At 37.6% G+C, this 23,663-nt stretch carries 22 protein-coding genes; 15 read left to right on the forward strand and 7 right to left on the reverse strand.

The genetic code is table 11. The annotated features are described in order from the left end of the window. Nucleotides 1-29 precede the first annotated feature (29 nt). On the forward strand, nt 30-2,714 hold the full coding sequence (locus BK580_RS02710; RefSeq protein ID WP_078378845.1) for a glycoside hydrolase family 38 N-terminal domain-containing protein: 2,685 nt from the start codon (nt 30-32) through the stop codon (nt 2,712-2,714). Nucleotides 2,715-2,727: 13 nt separating this feature from the next. Further along, entirely contained in the window at nt 2,728-4,413 is a 1,686-nt protein-coding gene (locus tag BK580_RS02715; protein ID WP_078378846.1) for an alpha-amylase family glycosyl hydrolase, read from the forward strand. A gap of 76 nt (nt 4,414-4,489) precedes the next feature. Here BK580_RS02715 and BK580_RS02720 read toward each other — a convergent pair whose 3' ends face one another. Then, entirely contained in the window at nt 4,490-4,915 is a 426-nt protein-coding gene (locus BK580_RS02720; RefSeq protein WP_078378847.1) for a hypothetical protein, read from the reverse strand. Between the two features lie 251 nt (nt 4,916-5,166). Here BK580_RS02720 and BK580_RS23475 point away from each other — a divergent pair, with 251 nt between their 5' ends. The 4 genes from BK580_RS23475 to BK580_RS02735 all read left to right on the forward strand — a co-directional run bounded on the left by BK580_RS23475 (nt 5,167) and on the right by BK580_RS02735 (nt 8,667). Continuing rightward, entirely contained in the window at nt 5,167-5,316 is a 150-nt protein-coding gene (locus tag BK580_RS23475) for a YwzD family small protein (RefSeq protein ID WP_169864770.1), read from the forward strand. 223 nt (nt 5,317-5,539) lie between these two features. Beyond that, nucleotides 5,540-6,595 (forward strand): SEC-C metal-binding domain-containing protein, encoded by a 1,056-nt coding sequence (locus BK580_RS02725; protein WP_078378848.1) that lies wholly within the window; start codon nt 5,540-5,542, stop codon nt 6,593-6,595. A gap of 563 nt (nt 6,596-7,158) precedes the next feature. Continuing rightward, nucleotides 7,159-8,097, forward strand: coding sequence for a processed acidic surface protein (locus BK580_RS02730; protein ID WP_169864773.1), 939 nt, complete (start codon nt 7,159-7,161; stop codon nt 8,095-8,097). Nucleotides 8,098-8,109: 12 nt separating this feature from the next. Then, the gene (locus BK580_RS02735; RefSeq protein ID WP_078378850.1) at nt 8,110-8,667 is read left to right on the forward strand and encodes a class D sortase; all 558 of its coding nucleotides are present in this window, start codon (nt 8,110-8,112) and stop codon (nt 8,665-8,667) included. A gap of 339 nt (nt 8,668-9,006) precedes the next feature. On the opposite strand, the gene BK580_RS02740 is transcribed toward BK580_RS02735, so the two are convergent. Continuing rightward, on the reverse strand, nt 9,007-9,432 hold the full coding sequence (locus BK580_RS02740; protein ID WP_169864776.1) for a YwpF family protein: 426 nt from the start codon (nt 9,430-9,432) through the stop codon (nt 9,007-9,009). Between the two features lie 295 nt (nt 9,433-9,727). Between BK580_RS02740 and ssb the strand changes: the two genes are divergently transcribed. After that, on the forward strand, nt 9,728-10,078 hold the full coding sequence (ssb, locus tag BK580_RS02745) for a single-stranded DNA-binding protein (protein WP_078378852.1): 351 nt from the start codon (nt 9,728-9,730) through the stop codon (nt 10,076-10,078). Between the two features lie 387 nt (nt 10,079-10,465). On the opposite strand, the gene BK580_RS02750 is transcribed toward ssb, so the two are convergent. After that, entirely contained in the window at nt 10,466-10,870 is a 405-nt protein-coding gene (locus BK580_RS02750; protein WP_078378853.1) for a helix-turn-helix domain-containing protein, read from the reverse strand. 242 nt (nt 10,871-11,112) lie between these two features. Between BK580_RS02750 and BK580_RS02755 the strand changes: the two genes are divergently transcribed. Both BK580_RS02755 and BK580_RS02760 read left to right on the forward strand, forming a co-directional pair. Continuing rightward, entirely contained in the window at nt 11,113-11,604 is a 492-nt protein-coding gene (locus BK580_RS02755) for a hypothetical protein (protein ID WP_078378854.1), read from the forward strand. A gap of 66 nt (nt 11,605-11,670) precedes the next feature. Beyond that, nucleotides 11,671-12,189 (forward strand): VanZ family protein, encoded by a 519-nt coding sequence (locus BK580_RS02760; RefSeq protein WP_078378855.1) that lies wholly within the window; start codon nt 11,671-11,673, stop codon nt 12,187-12,189. A gap of 14 nt (nt 12,190-12,203) precedes the next feature. Here the strand turns inward: BK580_RS02760 and BK580_RS02765 are convergent, their stop codons facing one another. The 3 genes from BK580_RS02765 to BK580_RS02775 form a co-directional block, all read right to left on the reverse strand. Then, nucleotides 12,204-15,008 (reverse strand): DEAD/DEAH box helicase, encoded by a 2,805-nt coding sequence (locus tag BK580_RS02765; RefSeq protein WP_078378856.1) that lies wholly within the window; start codon nt 15,006-15,008, stop codon nt 12,204-12,206. Beyond that, nucleotides 15,001-16,551 (reverse strand): hypothetical protein, encoded by a 1,551-nt coding sequence (locus BK580_RS02770; protein WP_078378857.1) that lies wholly within the window; start codon nt 16,549-16,551, stop codon nt 15,001-15,003. The genes BK580_RS02765 and BK580_RS02770 overlap by 8 nt, the downstream gene beginning before the upstream one ends. Nucleotides 16,552-16,691: 140 nt before the next feature. Further along, a complete protein-coding gene (locus BK580_RS02775; RefSeq protein WP_078378858.1) occupies nt 16,692-17,246 on the reverse strand; it encodes a BsuPI-related putative proteinase inhibitor in 555 nt (184 codons plus the stop codon). A gap of 224 nt (nt 17,247-17,470) precedes the next feature. On the opposite strand from BK580_RS02775, the gene BK580_RS02780 reads away from it, so the two are divergent. The 6 genes from BK580_RS02780 (at nt 17,471) to BK580_RS02805 (ending at nt 22,547) form a co-directional block, all read left to right on the forward strand. Next, nucleotides 17,471-18,262 (forward strand): N-acetylmuramoyl-L-alanine amidase, encoded by a 792-nt coding sequence (locus BK580_RS02780; RefSeq protein WP_078378859.1) that lies wholly within the window; start codon nt 17,471-17,473, stop codon nt 18,260-18,262. A 153-nt stretch (nt 18,263-18,415) separates the two neighbouring features. Further along, nucleotides 18,416-18,733, forward strand: coding sequence for a hypothetical protein (locus BK580_RS02785; protein WP_078378860.1), 318 nt, complete (start codon nt 18,416-18,418; stop codon nt 18,731-18,733). Between the two features lie 514 nt (nt 18,734-19,247). Then, nucleotides 19,248-19,847: a class D sortase gene (locus BK580_RS02790; protein WP_328589035.1), complete on the forward strand. Its 600-nt coding sequence runs from the start codon at nt 19,248-19,250 to the stop codon at nt 19,845-19,847. Between the two features lie 410 nt (nt 19,848-20,257). Continuing rightward, nucleotides 20,258-21,004 (forward strand): YveK family protein, encoded by a 747-nt coding sequence (locus tag BK580_RS02795; RefSeq protein WP_078378861.1) that lies wholly within the window; start codon nt 20,258-20,260, stop codon nt 21,002-21,004. After that, nucleotides 20,997-21,686 (forward strand): CpsD/CapB family tyrosine-protein kinase, encoded by a 690-nt coding sequence (locus BK580_RS02800; protein ID WP_078378862.1) that lies wholly within the window; start codon nt 20,997-20,999, stop codon nt 21,684-21,686. Before BK580_RS02795 ends, BK580_RS02800 begins: the two co-directional genes overlap by 8 nt. A 93-nt stretch (nt 21,687-21,779) precedes the next feature. Beyond that, nucleotides 21,780-22,547, forward strand: a complete 768-nt coding sequence (locus BK580_RS02805; RefSeq protein WP_078378863.1) for a tyrosine-protein phosphatase — start codon at nt 21,780-21,782, stop codon at nt 22,545-22,547. Between the two features lie 57 nt (nt 22,548-22,604). Here the strand turns inward: BK580_RS02805 and tagU are convergent, their stop codons facing one another. Next, entirely contained in the window at nt 22,605-23,552 is a 948-nt protein-coding gene (gene tagU / locus BK580_RS02810; RefSeq protein ID WP_078378864.1) for a polyisoprenyl-teichoic acid--peptidoglycan teichoic acid transferase TagU, read from the reverse strand. Nucleotides 23,553-23,663 lie beyond the last annotated feature (111 nt).

A 23,663-nucleotide genomic window follows, 5' to 3' on the forward strand; every position in this document is an offset into this window, starting at 1 on the left:
AGCAATCCAAGTAATTGGAGGGAAACTTCATGACTAAACAAAAGCAAAAGAAAGTATACGTTGTACCACATTCCCACTGGGATCGAGAGTGGTATTTTACCATAGAGGATTCCAATGTACTATTAGTGGAAAATATGGATTATTTAATGGATGTATTAGAAAAAGATGAAGAATATCATGGTTACGTCTTTGATGCTCAAATGTCGATTGTTGATGAGTATTTAAAAATTCGTCCAGAACAGCGCGAGCGTTTACAAAAGCTCGTTGCTGCGAAACGGATTTTTGTTGGGCCTTGGTATACTCAGGCAGATACATTGCTCGTCAATAAAGAGTCTGTGATTCGCAATCTATTGTATGGAACTCGGATGGCAAAAGAAATGGGGCATAGCATGAATGTTGGCTATCTTCCTGATATCTTTGGTCAAAATATGTATCTACCATCAATGTTTGCAGACTTCGGAATTGATTATAGTATTTTACAGCGCGGCATATATACCGACCAGTTGAATGGAGACTTGAATTTCACATGGAAGTCTCCAGATGGAAAAACGGTGAAGGCAAATAATATTTACTTTGGTTATGGTCCTGGGAAGTTCTTGTCCACGGATGAGACATATGTAGAGGAGCGTTTATTGCCTTTGTTAGAGACATTAGGCGATATGAATCAGCGTACAAATAATGTCCTGCTACCAGCTGGTGGAGATCAAGTGTTAGTTCGTGACCATTTTCCTAATACGGTAAAAGAATTAAATGAATTAGATCCGACGCATGAATATGTATTATCTGATTTTGAGGCCTTTATGCAGGAAACGTGGAAAAAGGATGGAGAAGCTTTTGAGAACGTAATAGAAGGTGAGTTAATCGCTTCTCAAAAATCACGTATTCATAATACGATTCGTTCCCAGCGCTACGATTTGAAAAAATTAAACTATGAAGTAGAAAATAAGATTCTATATATTCTAGAACCGTTAGCTGTGCTAGGGAAATCGTTTGGACTGAAATATCCACAAACCTGGCTTGATCAAATGTGGAAAATGCTCTTTGACGTGCATGCCCATGATAGCATCGGTGGTTGTAATTCAGATGATACGAATCGCGACATTATCGTTCGCTTGGAAAAAGTGGAGCGCATAGCCGATGGTTTGATCAACATCATAAAGAAGCAAATGACGAGAGCAATAAGCAAGCAACTCGGTCAAGACAACGTTATTGTATTCTTTAACACAAATGTGAAAGCATACAACGGGTTACTTGAGACGGTTGTGTTCACGAAAGAACCAAGCTTCAGCTTAAGTACAAAAGCGGGTGAAGAACTTGCCTACACCATTCGTTCACAAGAATACCTAAGTGGCGGTAAGCAAATCGTCGTTACAGCGGACGGCGAAAAAGAAGTCGAAGTACCAGGCTATTACCGCACAGAACTCAACGTAAACATCAAAGACCTCCCAGCCATGGGCTACGCTACATTTATTATTGTAGAAAATAGGGGTCAGGCACTGAAGTTATCGTCAACTAGCAACGAGCGTAAGGTTGCTAATGAGTTTTTTGAGGTGAGCTATGAGGGTGGAAAGCTTTTGTTGGATAATAAGGGGGCGATGCAGCGATTGGAAAATTTCTTGCGCTTTGAGAATGTTGCTGATGCAGGGGATTCTTATGATTTTTCGCCATTAAAGGGAGATACTCCGATTTTTATAGAAGAGATGGAGCTTTTGTCTGTTGAGAAGGATAGTCTAGTTGAAAGGATGACTGTGAAATCTACAGTGGAACTTCCTAGTAATTTAGCTTCAAGGACGGTTAACGATACTCCAGAGAGCAATCAAGAAAAATCTAAATTAGAAATCTATACAACCTTTGAACTTCATCAAGGAGAAGCACTTGTGCGTGTGGAACATGAGATCGATAACACATGTGAGGACCATCGAATTCGAGTACTACTAGCTACTGGGATTAAACAAATAGAGCATTCTTATGCGGATCAAGCGTTTAGTATGATTAAGCGCCCTGTCGTGAATCCGTATTTAGAAACTTGGCGTGAAAACAAATTCGCAGAAGCACCAGTACCAATCTATCCATTAGAGAATTTTGTGGCAGTTTCAGAAAAATCAACAACGTTTGCTACTGTTACAAAAGGAATAAAAGAATACGAGGTTCTAACGGAAACGAACGAGCTCGCGCTTACTTTGTTTCGAAGTGTAGGTTTGCTTGGAAAAGATAACCTATTATGGCGACCAGGCCGTGCTTCAGGAATCAATAACAAGGTCGTTCAAACTCCTGATGCGCAATTGAAGAAAAAGATGACGTTTGAGTACGCCATTTCATTGAATGGTGATGCCTTACAAGCAAATGAACTTTTTCAATTAACAGATCAGTATCGAAGCCATTATGACACGTATCAAAATCAAGTTTTAAATACTTTTGAAGAACGATTAGAGCGTTTTGAATTACCACAGCCAATTGAAGAATTACCGGCTTCTACCTCTCTTTTTTCCATTGAACATGAGGAAATATTTGTGAGCACATGTAAGCAGGCATATGAGGGGTCGGGTGTCATCGTGCGCTTTTTTAACCCAACAGAAAAAGAGCAGTATTTTACAGTTATATCTCCCTATTTTAAAGAACAGATTGAAACTAATTTATACGAAGCAGAACTACAAAAGGTAGATGGGGAAATTGCAATTCCAGCCAAAGGATACGTAACCCTTAGACTAGCATAAAGGATGATGTGTTATGACTTTAGAGCGTAATCAGAAAATAGAAGCATTGTTGAAGGAAATTTACGGGGCGAAGTATGAGCAGCAGTATTTACAGGAAATAATCTCGCTAATTGAGACTTGGAAGACGAAGTATTGGAAAACAACCAATCCAGTTTCTGAAGAAAATATCTACCTCATCACATACGGCGATAGCATTTATGAAGCTGGAGTTCCGACCCTTGAAACCTTGCAAAGGTTCTTGAATAACGAGGTTGGGCAAACGATTACAGATGTTCACTTGTTGCCAATGTTCCCGTACACTTCTGATGATGGATTTTCTGTGACTGATTATCGCAAAATTCATCCGGAGTTAGGGGACTGGAACAATCTTAAGACGTTTTCCCGCGATTACCGCTTGATGTACGATTTTGTAGCGAATCACATCTCAAAATCAAGTGATTGGTTTCAGGGGTATTTAGCAGATGAACCCAAATATGCAGAGTATTTTATCCCTCGTGATGACAAATTTGATGCTTCTCAAGTTGTACGACCGCGAACATCTTCACTTTTTCATGAATATGAGAGTGGAAATGGCGTCAAAACTGCTTGGACAACCTTTAGTGAGGATCAAGTAGATGTAAATGTAGCTCATTTTCCTGTACTCAAAGAAATGACGGATATCCTAGTATCCTATGTGTATCAAGGTGGAACAAGCATTCGTTTAGATGCAATTGGGTTTCTATGGAAGGAATCTGGTACCACAAGTATTCACTTGCCGCAAACACATGCGGTGATTAAACTGTGGCGTGTGCTTTTAGAAGAGTTACAACCTCATACGCAAATCATCACGGAAACGAATGTGCCACATCAAGAGAATATTAGTTATTTTGGGGCTGGAACGGATGAAGCGAATATGGTGTATCAATTCTCCCTTCCTCCATTAGTATTGTTTGCTTTTACGACACATGATGCGACGAAGCTCACGAACTGGGCAAAGACAATAGGTAGGGTTTCTGATACTGCGACCTATTTTAATTTCTTGGCTAGTCATGATGGCATCGGAATGCGTCCGACTGAAGGTATATTGTCTGAGGATGAGCGCCAGCTTCTAGCAAATAAGGTGGAAGAAAACGGCGGGAAGATTTCTTACAAAGCTAATCCGGACGGCACACAAACGGTCTATGAGTTGAACATTAATTATTCCGATGCATTGGTGAATAAAGGAGAAGATGTAACAGAGGAGCAGCAAGTTAAAAAGCTACTAGCAGCTCACTCTATCCTATTATCTTGCATGGGTGTACCAGCAATCTACTATCATTCTCTGTTAGGGTCACAGAATGATTATGAAGGCTTAGAGACATCTGGTATTAACCGCCGTATTAATCGTGAAAAGCTAGAGTACAACACGATAGTGGAAGAGTTAAAAACGTGCTCGCGAAGAAGCGCAATTTTCAATGGATTGAAACGGATGATCAATGTAAGGCAGCAGGAGAAAGCATTCTCTCCTTATGCAAACCAAACTGTATTAGAACTTGGTTCGAAAGTATTTGGGCTGAAGCGAGAAAACGAAGAAACCGGTGATACGGTATATTTTGCGGTGAATGTAGACTCACAACCAGTAACAATAAATCTAGGTATAAAAGGAACCAATCTAATAGAAAACAAACAAATCACCGGCGAAATCGAACTCGGCCCATACGAATTTGTTTGGGTGAAATAAGATTAGGGGTCAGTTCTATTTACCTAAAAGTACCAACGGAACTAAAAAAGTTTCGTTGGTATTTTTGTCGTTTCTATTATTCATATAACTCTTTATAAATAATTGCTTTCAAAGCTAATAGTTCTTCTTCTGTTAATTTCTCTTCAAAAGTGCTAGCTAACTCCAATATCTCAGCTTCCGTCATATTGTTTGATGTTTTTGATTGGATAGATTGTATCTCTTGTAAGCTTAATTTTTGGATAATAACTCTTGTAGCTTCTTCACGTGTTTGAAAGGGAAGTTCTTCGAGATTAGCGGTGGCTCCTTCAGATAGATAGGATTTCAATTTAGGGGAGTTGTCAACATATTCTCTTGCTATTGTTAGGTCGTTACTATTAGGTAAGTCTTGTTCAACATACTCAACTGCCTTCTCCTCAATGAATTTAGACACAAGGTAGTAAACACCAGCGCCTAAACCACCAAGAATAATAACAGTGATAAGTAATCTTTTTATCAACTTCATCTCATCACCTTCTCTCTATTAATAACTATATTAAAATAAAACGAGCTGTGCAAATTATAGCCAATATGTTTGCTATTTCGGGTAGAATTATAAATATTGATTTGATATCAGAAAATTCTCTTTAATTTATTTTGTAATTATCCATTAAATCTAGTAAAATTACAAAATACTACTTTTTTCTTGCCATTTTGTAGAAATATAGTAGAATGGATATATAATTTGTAATTAATTAGGCGGTGAATAAAAAGAAAATGAATGATCCTTATAAGAATATCGATAGTCAGGATGAAATCATAAAGGTCCTCCACTATGCTTACCAGCAAGGGATGGAACGTGAGAATATCTCCATGATAGAACTTGTAAACGAAATGAGAGAAAAGCTGCAACAGCTTATAAAATAATAAATAGATTGTCAGAAACGAACGCTTCTAAACTAGTAGGAGTGTTTTTTATGTGTAATTTTTACTAAGTGGTGCCAGGCCAATAATGGGATATAATCCCATTATTGGCCTGGCACCTACATCTTTCGACAATGTATGATAAAATGAGAGTCGCTGCGTTTTTAAGGTACTAATTATGTGTTGGTTTGCAGCTTAGATTATTTAAAAGGTGTAAGGTGATTGGATGATTGGAAGAAATGAGCCGTGTCTTTGTGGAAGCGGTAAGAAATTTAAGAAGTGTTGTGAGAAAAAGCAGGATATGAGTTTTGATCGAGTGTTGGAGTCGGAGTTGTTGGCTCTGCAGATTGATATGATGCGTTTTGCTTATGATAAATATGCTAGAGAGTTAGAAGCGGAATCGACAAAATTCTTACATAAATTTCAACTAGAACAAGAAAAGCAGGAAGCTTATGAAGAGCTTGTTCATTTATGGTATATGTTCACAGTGAAGAGAACGAATAAGTTAACGATTGTAGAAGAGTTTGTGCAAACAAATGAGAGTAAATTCTCTCGACCCCAAGTAAAAGAATGGGCAGAGAAATGGCAATTAGCCTATCCATCAGTTTACAAAGTATCCAATGTTCGTGGAGACTTCTATACGATGGAGGATTATTTTACGAAGGAAAAAGTAAGAATCAAATTTATTGAGCGAGCCGAATCCTTAAGTAAAAATGAATTAGTTGTGGGAATGTTTGTGCCATTCCAGGAAGCAAATGTAGTCTTTATGTCGACATTTGAACGTGGAACACTAGAGGCTATTAAGATTGAAGAGAAGCTCCAGGAGTTATTACAAAATGAACGTATCGCTGCAGATACAGAATACGTGCGTGCCCAGTTCCCGACGCTAGCCGGCGCTGTGATTGAGTTTGAACTAACCGAAAAAGATGTTCAAGAGCTCCCCATGCAAAATGAGGCACAGGAAAAGGTATTAGAGTTATTTGTAAAGGCGGCAGATCAACGTAGGTATCCTGAAAAATTCAAGGAGTTTGCCCATATGCTATGGTCGGTCTACTGTATGAAAGAGAGTCCGGCGATTCGCAATGAGCCTAACTATGCAGCGGCGTTAATTTACTTCTTAGATGTGCATTTTATGCAAGAACAGCTAGAAACCCAAAAAGCACTTGGAGAGGAATTCAATATTTCACCAGGAAGTGTTTCCTCTACCTATCGTAAGCTCGATGAAATATTACAACCAGTCATTCAAACCTTTAAAGAGGACTTTGAAGCGGCATTAAATTAATAAATTATATTAAAGTGCATTGCTAATTTTGGCAAACTATGATGGAGTGGAAATTAACAACCAAAATTAACAGGGGCGCTCTTGTTAGTGATTAATCTTAAAACGGAAGCCATGATTAAAAGTTGCTTCCCCTGTTGATTGGAGTGCAGGGTGTGAGACTCCTGCGGGAATGCGAGTCGAAGGGAGACCCCGCAGGCACCTTTATGCCGAGGGGGCTCCCGAGACCACCCGCGGAAAGCGAACACCTGGCACGGAAATCAACAGGGAGTTTAACAAATAACCCACCTATTTTCAGGCTAACCAACTAATAAGAAAGCTAAAGAGCCCTAAAATACCATTTCGGTATTTTAGGGCTCTTTTTTCTATTTTCTCCTACATATTTCCACTAAAAATTGTCCATGCTAGTAAGAAAAGCAAAGTATCGCTGAGCGACTAGAGAAGGTATGCTTTACTCCTTCAAAAAACATGCTCAAAAACTAGCTATAGAGTATGCAAACTTCAAAAATGTATACTTTCAAAATCAAGTAAAAAGGAATGCGACGAGAAAGAGGAGGCCGTTTTGGATGATGCGTTTTGTTGCAACAATTTGTACGCTAATTTTATTTTTATCAATCATAGGTTCACCGGTAGTGGTGCTTGCTGCTCCCACAGAAAAAGAGGTGGACCAATATTTGAAGGAAATAAGCTGGACAAGACATGATCTCGATACATATTTGAAATTTTACGAGGTAAGTTTGGACGATTTTAAAGATATTGATCATCTTCAGTCGGAGCTAGGTACCCCGATAAATAAGGATAATCTTCATGAAATACTCAATTCTTACAACCTAACGGAAGAGGAACTAGAGATCCTTCTTTCAAGATTTGGTGAAAAGGTACAGGATTATACGTTCTTGGAGGACCTTGAGATTGCAGTTGATTTTTATTTGACACATGAAGATGAAGTAGCGAGAGCAGAGGATTTCCTTGTCTCAGTTGGATTTAAGGCTGAGGAGGCTCGTTTGATTTTTCAGCACATTATCGGCCTTCCGAATGAACATCTTCAAGCAGAGCTTCAATCTTTAGAGCAAAAGCTAGCAGAAGAACCCAACACTGTGGAGAAGATTTTTTCACTTTGGTCTGATTTTATGAATGCTTTTCAAGTTACGGCGAACTTACATATGGAGAATAGGGAGAATAAAGAAACAGTTACCCAAGAACAAATGCTGCAGCCAGGCTGGTTAGAGGGGAAAATCGTCCATCTTGAGCTCTTTAATAATGAAGGGGAACTCTTGGCCACTGCAAAAATGGGTGACCAAATTATCTCGCCTTCCTATGTACAGGAAACCGGTGAAGAGCTCATCAATCTTGGGAAACTAGGAGTAAAATTAAGTAATGAACTTTACCATAATAGAATGCCAAATACAGCATCGATATATGGAATTGGAATGGCTAGCGGTCTGTTTTTAGTAGTGTTAGCTAGTATACTATTTCGGAAAACAGGTGCCTTAAAGAGAGGGTAGTACTATATTATCATGTCTAAATGGAGAATAACATCCATCATCCTTTTTCTGGTCGGGGCCGCTTTGTTTGTCGGAAGCGGTCTTTCTTTTTGGGAAGGATATTCAGCTGTACAAAAATTAGAAAAGAACAAACAACGCTCACAAGAAATCGCTATAGTAGAAAAAGAATTCGAGAGCGGTGATTTAGTTGCAAGTCTATTTATACCAAAGCTAGAAGTGGGCATCCCCATTTATCATGGAGTTTCAGAAGAAGAATTAAAGAAGGGAATTGGCCATGTATCTAACAGTAAATTACCAGGAGAAAAAGGTAATATTGTGCTTTCAGGTCATCGAGATACCGTATTTAAAAGACTTGGAGAACTGGAAATAGGAGATAGTTTGCAAATAGAAATGGCCCAAGAAAGTTATATTTACAAAATAAAAAAAATCAGGATTGTAACAGCAGATGATGATACTGTTCTTGTCCCAAAGCCAAGAGAAACGTTAACGATTACTACTTGTTATCCATTCTGGTTTATCGGCAGTGCACCTGAGCGATATGTCGTGGAGGCAGTACGAATCAATAGTTAAGAGGCTGGGACAAAAGAATATTTGTTAAAGAAAAATCCGAACTATTATGCGAAATTCTAAGTAGAGTTTTGCATTAGTTCGGATTTTTTTGGGGACTCTGTTAAACACCGCTGTTGATTTCCGCCCAAGGCTTCGCTTATCCAGAGGGCGTTTGTGGAGCCTCCTCGGCTTCGCCTGTGGGGTCTCCACAAAACGCTACCTCTAAGCAAGGAGTCTTCGCCTTGTGCTCCAATCAACAGCTAGGTACTCTAAAAATCAAAAGTGTACTTTAAAAGGGCATTTAGATTAAATCGTTCGTAAATAGAGATGGGGATTTAATTAATGTCCCAGCCTCTTACCTTATTTCGACTGTAGGACAGGTTTTTCATTTATTTTTTCTTTAAAAGCTTGAACTAATTCTTCTCCATCATAACCGCTTTGAACGAGACTTTCTAATAGCTTCTCGGGATAGTTGCTATTGCGTCGAAATAGCTCTCCTTCAAAGAGGATGCTCATATGTTCCTCCATAATTGAAACATTCTTAATGATTGCTTGAAAAGAAGCTGGATCATTTGTCGGCTTAGAAATAGTAGCTTGTACATGTACAACCTCTTGATTTTTGTAAATGCCTTCGAATTTTTCTGAATTTGATTTAGGTAAAAGGGCCTCAATCAGCCAATTTTCTTTACCATATTCTCTATTAATAATTAAACCGTCATGTAATTCAAGCTTTTCAACTTTTTCACCGTGTACGATGGATAATGCAACTAGTTTGAACGTTTTCATACATTTTCCTCCAACGGGCATTATTGTTTTGCCTGCATTTATTTTGGTCTTATTATAACATATTGGTCGTGAAAGATACCTCCAATGTTAATCTTTTAAAAATTCTCTGTAAGTATGAAAGTTAGTAATTAACAGTAGAAATTTAATGAAAGTGCCATTTTCTTTTAGGGGAAAAATGGTGTTTTTAGTCGAAAAAGGGTTGTGGAAATTCAATAATCTTCATTTTACCAGTCATTCCAAAACAAGCTATGATAACGATGCAACAAGAAATGGATAAGCAAAGGAGGGAAGAGAAGTGATCAATCAAGTGATTCTAGTGGGACGTTTGACGAAGGATCCAGAGCTAAGGTATACAAGTGAGGGAACAGCACTTGCTAGCTTTCGTTTAGCTGTAAATCGTAACTATAAAAACCAAGACGGTGTTGTGGAAGCTGATTTTGTTTCTTGCACAGTATGGAGAAAGCTTGCGGAAACAACGGCGAATTTTTGTCGAAAAGGAGCGCTTATCGGAATTACAGGAAGAATCCAAACGCGAAAGTATGAAGGGTCAAACGGAGATACCGTCTTTGTAACCGATGTTGTTGCAGATAGTGTGCGGTTTTTAGAAAAGAAGGCTATGGTTGAAAAAGAAAAGTTGCCAGTATAACTGTCTGAACTAGTCCATTATTATTGTGTATGACTTTTATCTAATATGAATTCTTGGTATCAGGTGAAATAAGTAAAGCATTGGGTACCCCTCCCAGCATGCTTTAGACCTTTCTAATAAAAATGGAAACTTGCGAACGGAAACAAGCTACCATTTCTTTTGCTTATCGTGAACGGTAAGCCCTCATAGAATCTTCATAGAGAAAACCAAACCCTCAAAACTCTCCATATTTGGTGCCAGCCTTTTTATGGTTGGCTCTTTTTTTCTGTCTTTTTAGCTTAGTTCGGTAGTGGAGTCACTGAAATCATAAGACGATTTTCCTTCAAAGATATATATCAATCTCTCCCAGAAACTCGTCTTATACCAGTCAGAGCTAAATACATTTTCTCATGCTTTCCCCTTCACTAATAGGCGAAGGACCTCTCCTAATGTCTTCCGTTCTTCTGAATTTAGCTTAGTATACGTATGTAAGCTGCTTTTGAATTTGGGATTTTGCTTAAGGTAATCGACTATCTCCATTAACTCTTCGTCCTGTTCTTGCAAATGATAAAGTCTGTTAAATTCCTTCACATACTCTTCTTGCTCATAATGATTTCCAGTTAAATAGTCGATAGATACTTCGAATATTTTGCAAATGTGTATAAGCGTTTCAATATCAGGGGTTTCCTTCCCGGTTTCCCACTTGCTTATCGTACCTCTTACACGGTTCAATTCATCTGCAAGATCGAGTTGGGTCCAACCTCTTTGCTCACGGAGATATTTTATATTACGAGAAATGATGGATTTCAACATATCATCCTCTCCTTTACTTTTACCGTAAAGGAATAGAAGAGAGTCTTTGGTTCTAAGTAAGAACTATTGAAGTTATGTTCTAAAATAGAACATGTCGAATATTGAAAGAAACAGAGGAAATGGGAGGATAGGAAAGAATACCTATGAATAGTGCTTAGTGATACTTAGTTTCCAAATTTGGAAAAAAATGAAATGGATATTTATACTAGTAAATGAATAAGAGAAAAAAAGGAGTGAGAAGTATGGGAGAATTCCATTTATCTAGTGTTAACTTTCATCCATGTGAATCTGAACAGCAATTAGAAAGGAAGAATTATTTTATTTATATAAAAGAGCCTTCAATTTCTTACTCGAAGAAAGGGTTTGCCTTCTATGATGCATTACAACTAAGTGATAACTCCAAAAAAAGTGATGGAGATTTTTCAGACGTGAAAAGTATTGCAACGAACAATCATCAAGCGATCGAGCTTCACTTCCGTTCAAAGAAGGATAAGCAAATCGTCTCAGTTACTATCCACCTCCCTACCTATCAACTAGAAATAGCCTCCTACATCTGGCAGCATCATCGTAGAGCGTTCCTCAAACTACCTTATCCAGAGCATACGGATGAGCAGCTAGTAATGAATCTCCTACAACGAATCTATATTAAGCACCAAGATAAAATCACCTTTCTATCACTAAATAAAAATAGGTCCTTGGGGGACGGAGCAAAGAAAATGCAGCAAAATAAATAGCGTATAGGATGATTGAAAAAAGGACACACCATTATTACTTAGGTAGAAACGTGGTGATCCTAGATAATGCAAAAAAGAAGAATGTATTATTATTTATTACTAGCAAGTGGATGGACTGTATTATTATTTCATCTATCCTCTATGTCTTATGTGGAACAGGATATAAGACCTTATCTAAAGTTAGTTGTAACCGAAGAAAGCATTCAATCTTGGTTCCGACAAATGGAGTTTTCCTACAATGGGAGTTTGATTAGTGTGGAAAACCTCGGAGGCTTTTCGTTTCTAGAATTTTTGATACGTAAGGGAGCACATCTATTCTTTTATTACATGCTAGGCTTTGTTATTGTTCGATATTTTAGTACTTTCTTAGAAAATAAACCGCTATTAATCTTACTGTTAAGTTGTTCTATGTTGTTGATTATTGCAATGATGGATGAATATTTACAGCATCTTCATCCCGATAGAAGTGGACAATGGATGGATGTTCAGCTTAATTGTTTGGGGGGTGTGATTGGAATAGTGGGTGGTTTTATCACCTCGCTATCCTCTGTCAATACGAAAAAAAGCGCGGACCATTCAATGTGAAAGGTCTCGCGCTTTTAGCGGAGTGTTAATAGCTCCTTTAAATCTTCATTACTTAGTTCGGTAATCCAACCTTCGCTAGTAATTATTTGATTATTCAATGCTTGCTTTGATTCAATCATCGCATCGATTTTTTCTTCCAATGTACCAGTAGCAATAAATTTATGCACATGGACAAAGCGATTTTGGCCGATTCGATAGGCACGGTCTGTCGCTTGATTTTCCACGGCAGGGTTCCACCAACGATCATAGTGAATGACATGATTGGCAGCAGTAAGGTTTAGCCCTGTACCACCGGCTTTTAAAGAAAGTACGAGCACATTAAATTCTCCAGCTTGGAAATCTGTGATGAGCTTATCACGCTCTTTCTTCACAACACTTCCATTTAGAAATCTACCTTTTTCCCCTAAGGATTTTTCAATCGCTTCAATAATCATATTACCCATCGCGATATACTGTGTGAAAATCAGACAGCTTTCATTGCGTAATCGAATTTGTTCAACAAGCTCCACGAGTTTTTCCATTTTTGTTGAACGCATGAGTAAGTTTGGTGGTTCTTCTTCCTTTAAATAAAGGGAAGGATGATCACAAACCTGTTTAAGTTGACCTAGCATTTTCAATACTAAACCTCTTCTTTGGATGCCACCAACTGCCTCTACTTTATCTAAAGTTTCCTTTACAAGCTGCTCATAAATAGACGCCTGCTCTACTGTAAGTGGGCAATATTCCTTTTGTTCCTGCTTCGCTGGTAAATTAAGTGCAACTTGCTCATCTTGTTTCGTCCGACGTAAAAGGAAGGGCTGAATGAGCATTTGTAACTGTTGAATTTTTTGCTTGTCTTGGTCTTTTTCAATCGGCAGGACAAACTGCTTGTGAAAGCCACCTAATGAGCCCAAGTATCCAGGGTTAATAAAATCGAAAAGTGCCCATAGCTCAGAAAGGCGATTTTCCATCGGCGTGCCTGTTAATGCAATATGGTGTTTTCCTTTTAAATTACGAACAGCCTGTGATTGTTTTGTATCTGCATTTTTAATATTTTGTGCTTCATCTAAACAGATGGAACTCCAGTTTATACTAGCTAATTCGTCTTCATCTAAGTGAGAAATTGCATAAGAAGTCAAGACAACATCCGCACCCTTTATAGAATCTCGAAAGTTCTCGCTTTTCGCCCGATTCGATCCGTAGTGGAGCATGACTTGTAAGCTTGGAGCAAATTTCTCGAGCTCCTTTTGCCAGTTACCCAGAACAGATGTCGGACATATAATTAATACCGGTGCACTTTTCGCTTCTCTTTCTTTGCATGCCAAAAAATAGGCAATTAACTGTATCGTTTTTCCGAGCCCCATATCATCGGCAAGACAAGCCCCAAAACCATGCTTACGTAAAAATAGTAGCCACGAAGCTCCCTGCTCTTGATAAGGTCGAAGCTCACCATGAAAGGTAGCGGGAGCTTGAAAAGACGGAAGTGCCTTTCCTTGGTAAAGCTGTTCTAATAAATGCTGTAGTGACCCTGTCAACTCGTAGGTCACGTCACTCATAGAAAAGCTTGAAGTCTCCTCATTCTGCATATCTGAAAAGCTATTTGCAACATTGCTTTTTAATAGGTCTTCCATTCGTATGCCAGTTTCTTCAGCATGCTTCATCATTCGTTTTATTTCTTCGATAAAGCTTGGATCTAAGACAACCCATTCTCCCTTAATTTGAACGAGGCGACGGTTTTGTTCCACCAAAGCTAAAAACTCTTCCTCGGATAGCTCCGTGTTACGAGTGGAAAAACGCCATTCAAAATTAACAAGGGATTGTAAACCAACAAAGGATTGAGCATGCGATCCTTTTTTCGAGCTATTAACTCGCGCTTTTATTTTTAAGCGGGAGTCCTTCACAGCCTGCCACCAGGATGGAAGGTAGATAAAGCTACCAATCTCGAGGAGCTTTTCACTACCATCTACTAAAAAGCGCCATGCGTCTTCTTCCGTTAACGCTTCTCGAATTTGTCCATTAGAAAAGAGCGCAGGAGTTACTTGCTGCCATTTTTTAAAGCTTCGTTCGACTTGGTCATGATACTTTTTATAAGAGGTTGGAAGTTTATCTTTCCCCCAGACATGCAATTTCTCGGACTTTTTATCCTTGAGAAGTGTTTCTAGCTTCCAATCAGCATACTCTTCTTCCGGTTCTAATAACCGTAAACCGACAGTAAATGGTGTGGAGTCTTTCATCCAGCCAATATCCTTTAGCCAATCTTCCTCATCTAAATATATGGAGTGTGAACCTTCATTCGACAGAAGAGTAGGATTATTTGTATAATTCGTCCAATAAGTTCGTAATGTATCTATCTTGTCGTGCTTCATCCAATCCTTGATGATGGAGCTAATCCAATCCTCTATTTTTCCGGTGTAAGAGGGAAGAAGCGGATTTTGCTCAATTAGCTTTACTCCTTCTTCCATTAAAGTAAAAGTAAGTTTACCTTGCTGCCAATCGGCAAAATTAGGCTGAAAAGCTTTTTTATTTAATATAGAAGAAACAGTAGGTGCTAATAGACGATACAGCTCCGATTGGTCACACCATTCTAGCTCTAAAAAAGAATTCTCTGTATTGTTGGCAAATAGCTCTAACGCATCTGCAGGGGATAAAAAAATCCCTGTTTTCCCTTGAAACGAGGCTTCTTGGAAAAAGGAACCGAAAAAAGAGCCTTCATGCCACGTGAATAAAAGCGGAATAAAGCGTGAAGGTGGCAGAACTGATGATTTTAGCTGCACATATAGAAAAAATTGGTTTTGTTCTTTGTCGTATAAAGAATTTGCAGATAATGAATCATTAATCATATGTGAATCTTCCTTTTTTCAGTTCTTCTTGGAAGGAGCGCAATCGCTTTGTACCTTCTTTAATTTGGGTAATATATTGAAGCCAGACATCTTCTAGCTTTTCTTTTTTATATAAAGAATGCAATTTTTTTAAAAGGCTAGTAGCTTCCTTATAAGCCGGTCTGTTTCGCTGTCCGATCGCTTGCTGGATAGCGATATGGTAAAGCGGGAAAAGTGCGTATGGATCGACCTTTTTAATTTCTTTTATTTTATAGGATTCTAATCCGCTCAGCTCAAAGCCCATCCAAAGCTGCAATTCCACCCATTTGCGGAAATTTTTCGTTTCAAACAGATACCATTCATATTCTCCATAGCTATATGGCATTAAATGCTTCATTGCCTCAATATACATCGCATCATGCTTTGTTTCTAACGCATAGTCAGTTAATAGCTTTAATAAGTGCTTCGTAAGCTGACGTTTTCTATCATATGTAGGTTCTGCATGGATATAGTCAGTTACCATGGGCAGGGTAGTTTGAAGCCATATTTCCAGACGATCTTTGGCTTTAGCGCTAGCAAGCGAATGAAGCCAATTAAATACATAAGGAGCATACTGATGCGTGTGATTCTTCACAATTTTTAAGGCCTCATCGTCCTTTTTTTGTAAAAATAGTAAATGTGTTTTGGCCAACTCAGCTTGGAGTGAGCGATTATCTTCTAACTCGATTAGTTCTTTAGACATCCAGTTTCTTCGTTGGAACACATCATTCCAAGTGAACTGATATGCATAAAAAATCTCGCGAATAAATGGCTCTTCTTGCTGCAATAGCATGTTTCGAATTAGTTCTTTGCTTTCCTTCAATAAGGAATCAAGCTGAAAGGCAATCGCACTATGAAACAGTGCTTTAGCTTCCTCCTCGACGATATCGACAAATCGATGAAGCAAATCTACTATATATTGATATGGTTGCGTGGAGTCATAGCTTTTCATAACTTGCTGCATGCAAAAAAGCGAAGCGTGTAATAAGAAAAGCGGACGGACCTCAGCCTTTTTTGGTGCTTGTAAACGTAGCTTCGGAAAAAAGGCGTGTGTAAGCCCAGTTAAATACGTTCTAGTTGACGGAATGCTCCGTTTATATTGGTCATGCTGATATTCAACAAAAGCCAACCAACTAGCAAGGGTAGTATCTGAGTAACTGTCGATTTTTTTATTTTGTAAAAGTAAGGAAGAATCTACACTCGGCTTTGTTGCTTCAGCCTTCCATCTATCAATCAAGGACGCAATTGTCTTCGTTTGTGACCAAAAAGATAAAAAGGTTGCAAGCTGGTGCGTACAAAGGGAAGTAGCACCACATGAACAACGACTTAAATCCTTTAACTCAAGATCAAGTAATATATGACGGTGTCCATTATCCTGAACTTTCCCAGTAATACTAGTACCTTCTACTAAAACATTAATGACATTTCCTTGACGAAAAAGCTGTAATGCTTCTTTTAAGAGCTGACGATTTTTCTCTTCTGACAACGGATATGTATTCACGAGCCAAGTTGCAAACTGTTCCATTATTGTCACCATCCAACATCTGTACTAAACAAATAAAAGGCCTACTTTTCAAATGTAGACCTTGTCATTTACGGTAAAATCTTCTTATTCTATTATAGATTTTTTAACATGGAGTTACAACCTCGCGAACGAATTCGATATTATTCTACATCAAAAGTCTCACGCGCAGATGCCTGAAAATTCTTGTCTGCAAATACAAACTCAATCGTGTACTCTCCAGTGGCAAGTCCAGAAGCCACTTCTTCATAGGAGGCAGAATAAGTGAATTTTTCTCCAGAAGCTAAGACAACCTCTTTTATTGCTTGGGTGTACATCATATCTTCGGAAAGCTTTTTGACCATCTTTCCATTAGAATCGAACACCATGTAATCATATTCTTGACCAGAAGAAAAGGTGATTTCGGCATCTTTTCCAAGGTTATTTTCAACAGTAAAGACAAATTGATTATCGGAGTAATTAATGCTACCAGAAAGATTTTCCTTGTCACTATCTTTTAATTTTTCAATAAGCTCTTTTTTTGCTTTGTCTGCCTCGCTACTATCTTCTTCTATTTCTTCGTCTTCACCACTACCTGTCGTATTTTCTTCTCCATTAGGATTAGTAGTGTTGGAATTATCGGGAGCTGTATTGTTTTGTGTGGTACCACATCCTACTAAAAGAAATAACATTGTGAGTAAAAGTACTATTTGCTTCATTTTTAACCCTCCATATTCATGATTTTGTATAGATAAATTCCTTATTTGTATTCCGCTTATACCTTTGAATGACTAATAGCTTTCTTTGTAAGTATAGACGAAAACTTATATAAAAGGTTACAAGGAGGTATTGAGGGTGGGACAAGTGCCTTATTTTGTAAATTTATGACAGCTTGTGCATATTCTATTAATGTAACGATAAAAAAGAGAATGAGGTGAAATGAATGAAGATTGTGTTAGATGCCGGTCATGGATATAACACATCAGGGAAACGTACACCAGATGGTATGAGAGAATACGAGTTTAATCGAGTAGTGGCCCAATATGCCAGACAAGAACTTTTAAGGTATCAAAATGTGGAAATTTTATTTACCCACTCTGATGATCGAGACGTACCATTACAAGAAAGAACTAATCGAGCTAACAGCTGGGGGGCCAATGCCTTTGTCTCTATTCACGCCAATGCATATGGTGCAGGAGGATGGAATTCCGTACAAGGTATTGAAACGTATACACCAACCGTCGATTCGCCGAATTCCGATCGTCTAGCAAGCTCGGTCCACAGAAAACTGATCCAAGCAACAGGAAGAAGAGATCGTGGTATTAAATCAGAAAACTTCCACGTCCTACGCGAAACCACAATGAGAGCAATCCTCTGTGAATGTGGATTCATGACTCATTACCAAGAAGCACAATTATTAAAAACGGATAGCTACCGTAGAACCTGTGCCCATGCCATTGCAGAAGGAATCGTAGAACATTTTAGCCTAAAGCTAAAACCAACAGCCCCACCGTCTACTGGTATATACAAAGTTCAAGTTGGAGCATTTAAAGCAAAAGAAAATGCCGATAATCTAGCAAAAGAGTTGAATGGAAGAGGGTACAGTACTTTTGTTTACTTGGACCAGGGATTATATAAAGTCCAAGCTGGGGCGTTTGCCCAAAAAGCCAACGCAGATAGCTTAGCTGCTCAACTTCGTAGGCAGGGGTATTCAACATTTATTAATTATGAGTAATGACACATTGGCACCTTTGCAGGGTGCTTTTTTCTTTTATTCCTGAAATATCGACAAAATTTCCATCCTACTAACAAAAAAACAGGAAATTTGTCCTTATTTAGCGAATAGATTAAACACCTGAAGAAATGAATGGAAAGGGAGAAAGTAAAGGTGAAAAAAATCAGTCTTGGACCTAGAACAAAGAGGGTTTTAAATTTTATTTGTTTTGCTTTATCGTTCTTATTATTAATTTATAACATTAGTATTATAGGATTCTTCTATTTAATGGTTACTTATGGTGAGCAAAAGGGTAATTTAATTTATTCTTTAATTAGTGTTTTGGGGATCTTTGTTATTATTATTCCGCTTGTTTTCCGGATGGCTAAACAAAAATTCTATCACTATACTTTAATTGGAACGCATCTAATAGCAGCGTTTTTGCCTTTTGTTATGCAGTTGATGTCTAGGTTGATAGGGAAAGTTCTTTAGTGTAAAACAGGAAATTACTCTTTGTTGAAAAATAATAGGTTGTAGTTTTCTGTTTTTAGGTTAGAATAGTAAGTACGAAACCGTTTGCACTGGAGTTTTTTACATACTTTCTGGTGCAGGCGGTTTTTTTTGTTTTGGGTAACCGTGAAAATAAGGGAAGCACATTAAATTCCCTGTTGATCTCCATGCGAAATATTCACTTTCCAGGGGCTATTGATAGCCTTCTGCGGAAATTCAAGGTTAGGATTAACGGAGATTTGTTTAAAAATTCGGTTCCGTTTGGTGTAAGTCAAAGTAGCGAATGTTAATCTTTCCCTTTATAATAAAAGTTATTAGTGAAAATGGTTAGATAGCATCACCAATACAGACTTTTTCAGCTTCCAATTATGTAAAAGTGGTTAAGATATAAAAGCATGAATAAAGAAATAGAGTTTTCTCCTTCACTTCAGTGTCTTCTTATTAGCTTGCGTCGTAAGACATGGTGTTGGATTAATTTTAAAGGAGAGGTTAAATAGTGAGAAAAGGGATGGTTGTTGCTCTTTTATTTATCCTGGTTGGAGCTTCTTTTATTGGGTATGGTTTGTATGAAAAGTGGACGATGGATCGCAAAACAGAGGCTGCTCTTCAGGATGCGATGGCAATAACAAAAGACAATCAGGATAAAATGGAAAGTCCAAAAAAAGAGCGTCCAACGAAGCCAGAAGATTTTAATCCGGCTATCGGTGATGTTGTGGGAGTTTTACAAATACCTAGATTTGAGGCACAGTTACCTATCGTTGAAGGAACAGATCCAGATGAACTAGAAAAAGGGGTAGGGCACTTTCTTGGTTCCTCTTATCCAGGAGAGCTTGGACAGATTGTATTATCTGGTCATCGTGACACGGTATTCTTGCGCTTAGGTGAGTTAGAATTAGGAGATAAATTTGTTGTATCACTACCATATGGAGACTTTATGTACGAAATATATGATACGAAAATCGTGGACAAGGACGACACTACGATTATTACCTTACAAAAAGAGACCGAAGAATTAATTTTAACTACTTGTTATCCATTTACATTAACTGGTAGAGCGCCTGAGCGATATATAGTGTATGCGAAGCCTGTTTTATAATTACGAAAGGCTGTTTTCGCATACTTGGTTGCTTTTCGTAAATAGAATCAACACGTCATTATCGTTGCAATCGTGCTCTTTTCCATTTTGTAATCGAGGGCCTTCTTCTATTTTCTAAGCAAAATGACGGTAAAAAGTCCAAATACCGACTTTTTACCAGCTTAAAGCAACAATCTTTACGAAAAGACACCTATTTTGGTGTTTTTTTATTGGAATTATAATTCTGTATTTAACAGGTGGCATTTGATAGAAGAAGTGAACAAAAGCTAGATTCGCGAAAATTGGAAAAAGAAACTCCGTATTTTTTGTAAGAAATTGTAGATATATGGGTTTAAGTCTTATATAATATCAATGTATGTCTTTGGAAATAGATATTAAAGTTATTTTAAATAAATTATTTGGAGGTTCAAATGGAAGAGACGATCAGCTTACGAGAGTTATTCCAAACGTTGAAAAAACGTCTTTCTCTCATCATCATTATTACCATAATTGCAACTACTGTTAGTGGAGTAGTAAGTTTTTTCTTACTTACACCAATCTATCAAACATCGACACAGCTTTTAGTTAACCAATCCAGCAATAATGAACAGGCTATGTATAATGTTAATGATATAAGAACAAACCTTGAGTTAATGAATACGTACAATGTCATCATTAAAAGCCCGAGAATTCTTGAGTTAGTACAAGAGGAACTTAATCTAGATCGTTCGGTAAATTCGTTAAATAATCAAATTCAAGTTTCCAGTCAACAGAATTCACAAGTATTATCTATAACAGTACAGGACGAAGAACCAGCGATGGCAGTAAATATTGCGAATACAGTAGCCAATGTATTCCAACGTGAATTGCCTGGAATTATGAACGTAGACAATGTCAGTGTTCTAGCTGCTGCCCAACTTGCAGAAAATCCATCGCCTATTAAACCAAGACCAGCGTTAAATATGGCAATAGCACTAGTCGTTGGATTGATGATGGGTGTAGGATTAGCGTTCCTGTTAGAATATCTAGACAATACGATTAAAACAGAGCAAGATATCGAAAAGTTATTAGAATTACCCGTATTAGGTGCAATTCCTGTTATGACAGATAACGACCAAAAAGGAACAGACATAACAAGAGAAAAGCGCGGTCCTGTAAGGAGTGAGTCAGTTGGCTAAGAAAAAAGCAGCAACATTAATGAGAAGTTTAATTGCGATGACTAATCCGAAATCACCTATTTCGGAACAATATCGTACGATTCGTACAAATATTGAGTTTTCTCAAGTAGATCGCGATATTCGTACACTAATGGTTACGTCAACTGGCCCTGGAGAAGGTAAATCTACAACTGTGGCAAACTTGGCTACAGTATTTGCACAACAAGGGAAACAGGTACTTTTAATTGATGCGGATTTAAGAAAACCTACCGTACATTATACGTTCCGACTACAAAACACAACTGGTCTTACAAATGTTTTAACGAGACAACTTACTCTTAAAGAAGCTATTTTCAAATCAAAGGTTCCTAACTTATATATTCTCCCAAGTGGTCCTATTCCTCCGAATCCGGCTGAATTACTTGGTTCTAAGATGCTCAAGGAACTTTTAGTAGAGTTAAAAGAAGAGTTTGACGTTGTTCTTTTTGATACCCCACCTGTATTAGCAGTAACAGATGCGCAAATTTTGTCTAACCAATGTGATGGGACAATTTTAGTTGTATCTAGCGGGAAAACTGAAAACGAATCAGCATTGAAAGGTAAGGAATTATTAGAGAAAGCGAATGCCAATTTAATTGGGGTTGTTTTAAATAATAAAAAGTTAAAAGAAGGTAATTATTACTACTACTATGGGGAAAAATAGTCGACTTGACTATCTTTCCTTTTTCTTTTTCTATGATACTATTAATATAAAGAAGTTAATAGGTAATATTACCTAAATTTTGGAGGTGTTAGGATGATCGATATTCATTGTCATATTCTGCCTAATTTAGATGATGGGGCAAAGCATTTAACAGAGAGTATAGAAATGGCACATCAAGCTGTATCAGAGGGAATTACCTCCATTATAGCGACTCCTCATCATCAAAATGGAAAATATAATAATACTAAAGAGGAAATCCTGCAATACGTGGAACAGTTAAATGGTATTTTACAAAAAGAAATGATTGATCTTACTATTTTACCAGGACAAGAAACAAGAATATATGGAGAGATATTAGAGGATTATGAACGCGGGGAAATTTTGACCCTTAATAATTCCGACAAATATCTATTTATTGAGTTTCCTTCTAATCATGTTCCAAGGTATACTCAGAAACTACTCTACGATATACAATTACAAGGAATTACGCCCATTATAGTCCATCCAGAGCGAAACAGTGAGATTATCGAAAACCCAGGTATTCTATATGAATTAGTTAAAAAAGGTGCGTGTACTCAAGTTACTGCAACAAGTTTAGTTGGAGGATTTGGGAAGAATATAAAGAAGTTCTCCTTCGAGCTTATTGAGGCAAATTTAACTCATTTCATTGCGTCAGATGCTCATGGATTAAAAACACGTAAATTTAATATGCGGGAAGCATTTGCCTTAGTGGAAAAACAGTTTGGTTTTAATAAGCAATATATGTTCATGGAAAATGCACAGTATCTCGTGAACGGGGAAGGGCTTATGATTGAGCCGCCAGAAAGAATAAAAAAGAAAAAGTTTCTAGGTTTGTTCTAAATAAGTAAAAGGAGGCTACTCGTTATTACTTGTGAGTAGCCTCTTCTTATTTCTTATTTAATGATTGCTAGCAACTGCATCACTATCCATTGCTAAATGCTCTTTAAGCTGATTCGAAAGCTTTAGTCTTTCTTCTTCAGGTACAATATAATAGTAAATGTTTTGTGTGCCATTGCTTATCATTTGTCCAGAACCAGTAATTTGATGCTGGTCGAGTTTATGTCTTGCTTCTTTATAGTTAGATTGAATATCGACCATATCATCAAAACTTAAGTTAGTTCGTACATTATTGCCAAGTATTTGTAGAATATCGTCAAATTTAGTTATAGAAGAGAAGGATGCTCCTTTAGTAATAACGCCTTGGATTATATCTCTCTGACGTTTTTGACGTCCAAAGTCACCACGAGGGTCTTCATAACGCATACGGGAATATGCTAATGCTTTTTTACCGTTGAGGTCTATCATTCCTTTTGTGAAATTGTAACCACCACTACTAAAATCAAGATCATTATCTACGGTTACTCCGCCAACTGCATCTACAATATCTTTGAAACTTTCCATATTTACTTGCAAAAAGTAATCGATTGGAATATCTAAGAAATTTTCTACTGTTGCAATTGACATTTCAGGACCGCCAAAAGCATAGGCGTGGTTTATTTTGTCTTCAAATCCCTTACCAATAATTTCGGTCCTTGTATCGCGAGGGATACTAACCATCTGCATAGACTTATTATTGGGATTGACAGTAAGTACAATCATAGAATCTGAACGACCTCGATCACCAGGTCTCTCATCTACTCCTAGTATCAGGAAAGAAAGCGGGTCTTTTTTCTTGAAATCAATATCTGTAGGACGTTTTTCTGAACTAGTTCGATTTAGAGGGGTATGCATAGATGCGGCAGTATTTTCTAAAGATTTATACACACTAAATGCAAATATCCCGACTCCGATAACGCTAACACTTAAAATAGAAACTAAAATGATAAACCATTTCTTTTTTAACATGAAATCCTCTTCCTTTTTAATTATTGATTTCTATTTATGATTATAGAATTTTATAGGATGTAACACAACAGTTATTAGGTTGTAAAATGTCTGATTTTGTATTTTATATAT

It is taken from the genome of Sutcliffiella halmapala (assembly GCF_002019665.1).
Lineage (GTDB): Bacteria > Bacillota > Bacilli > Bacillales > Bacillaceae_I > Sutcliffiella_A > Sutcliffiella_A halmapala.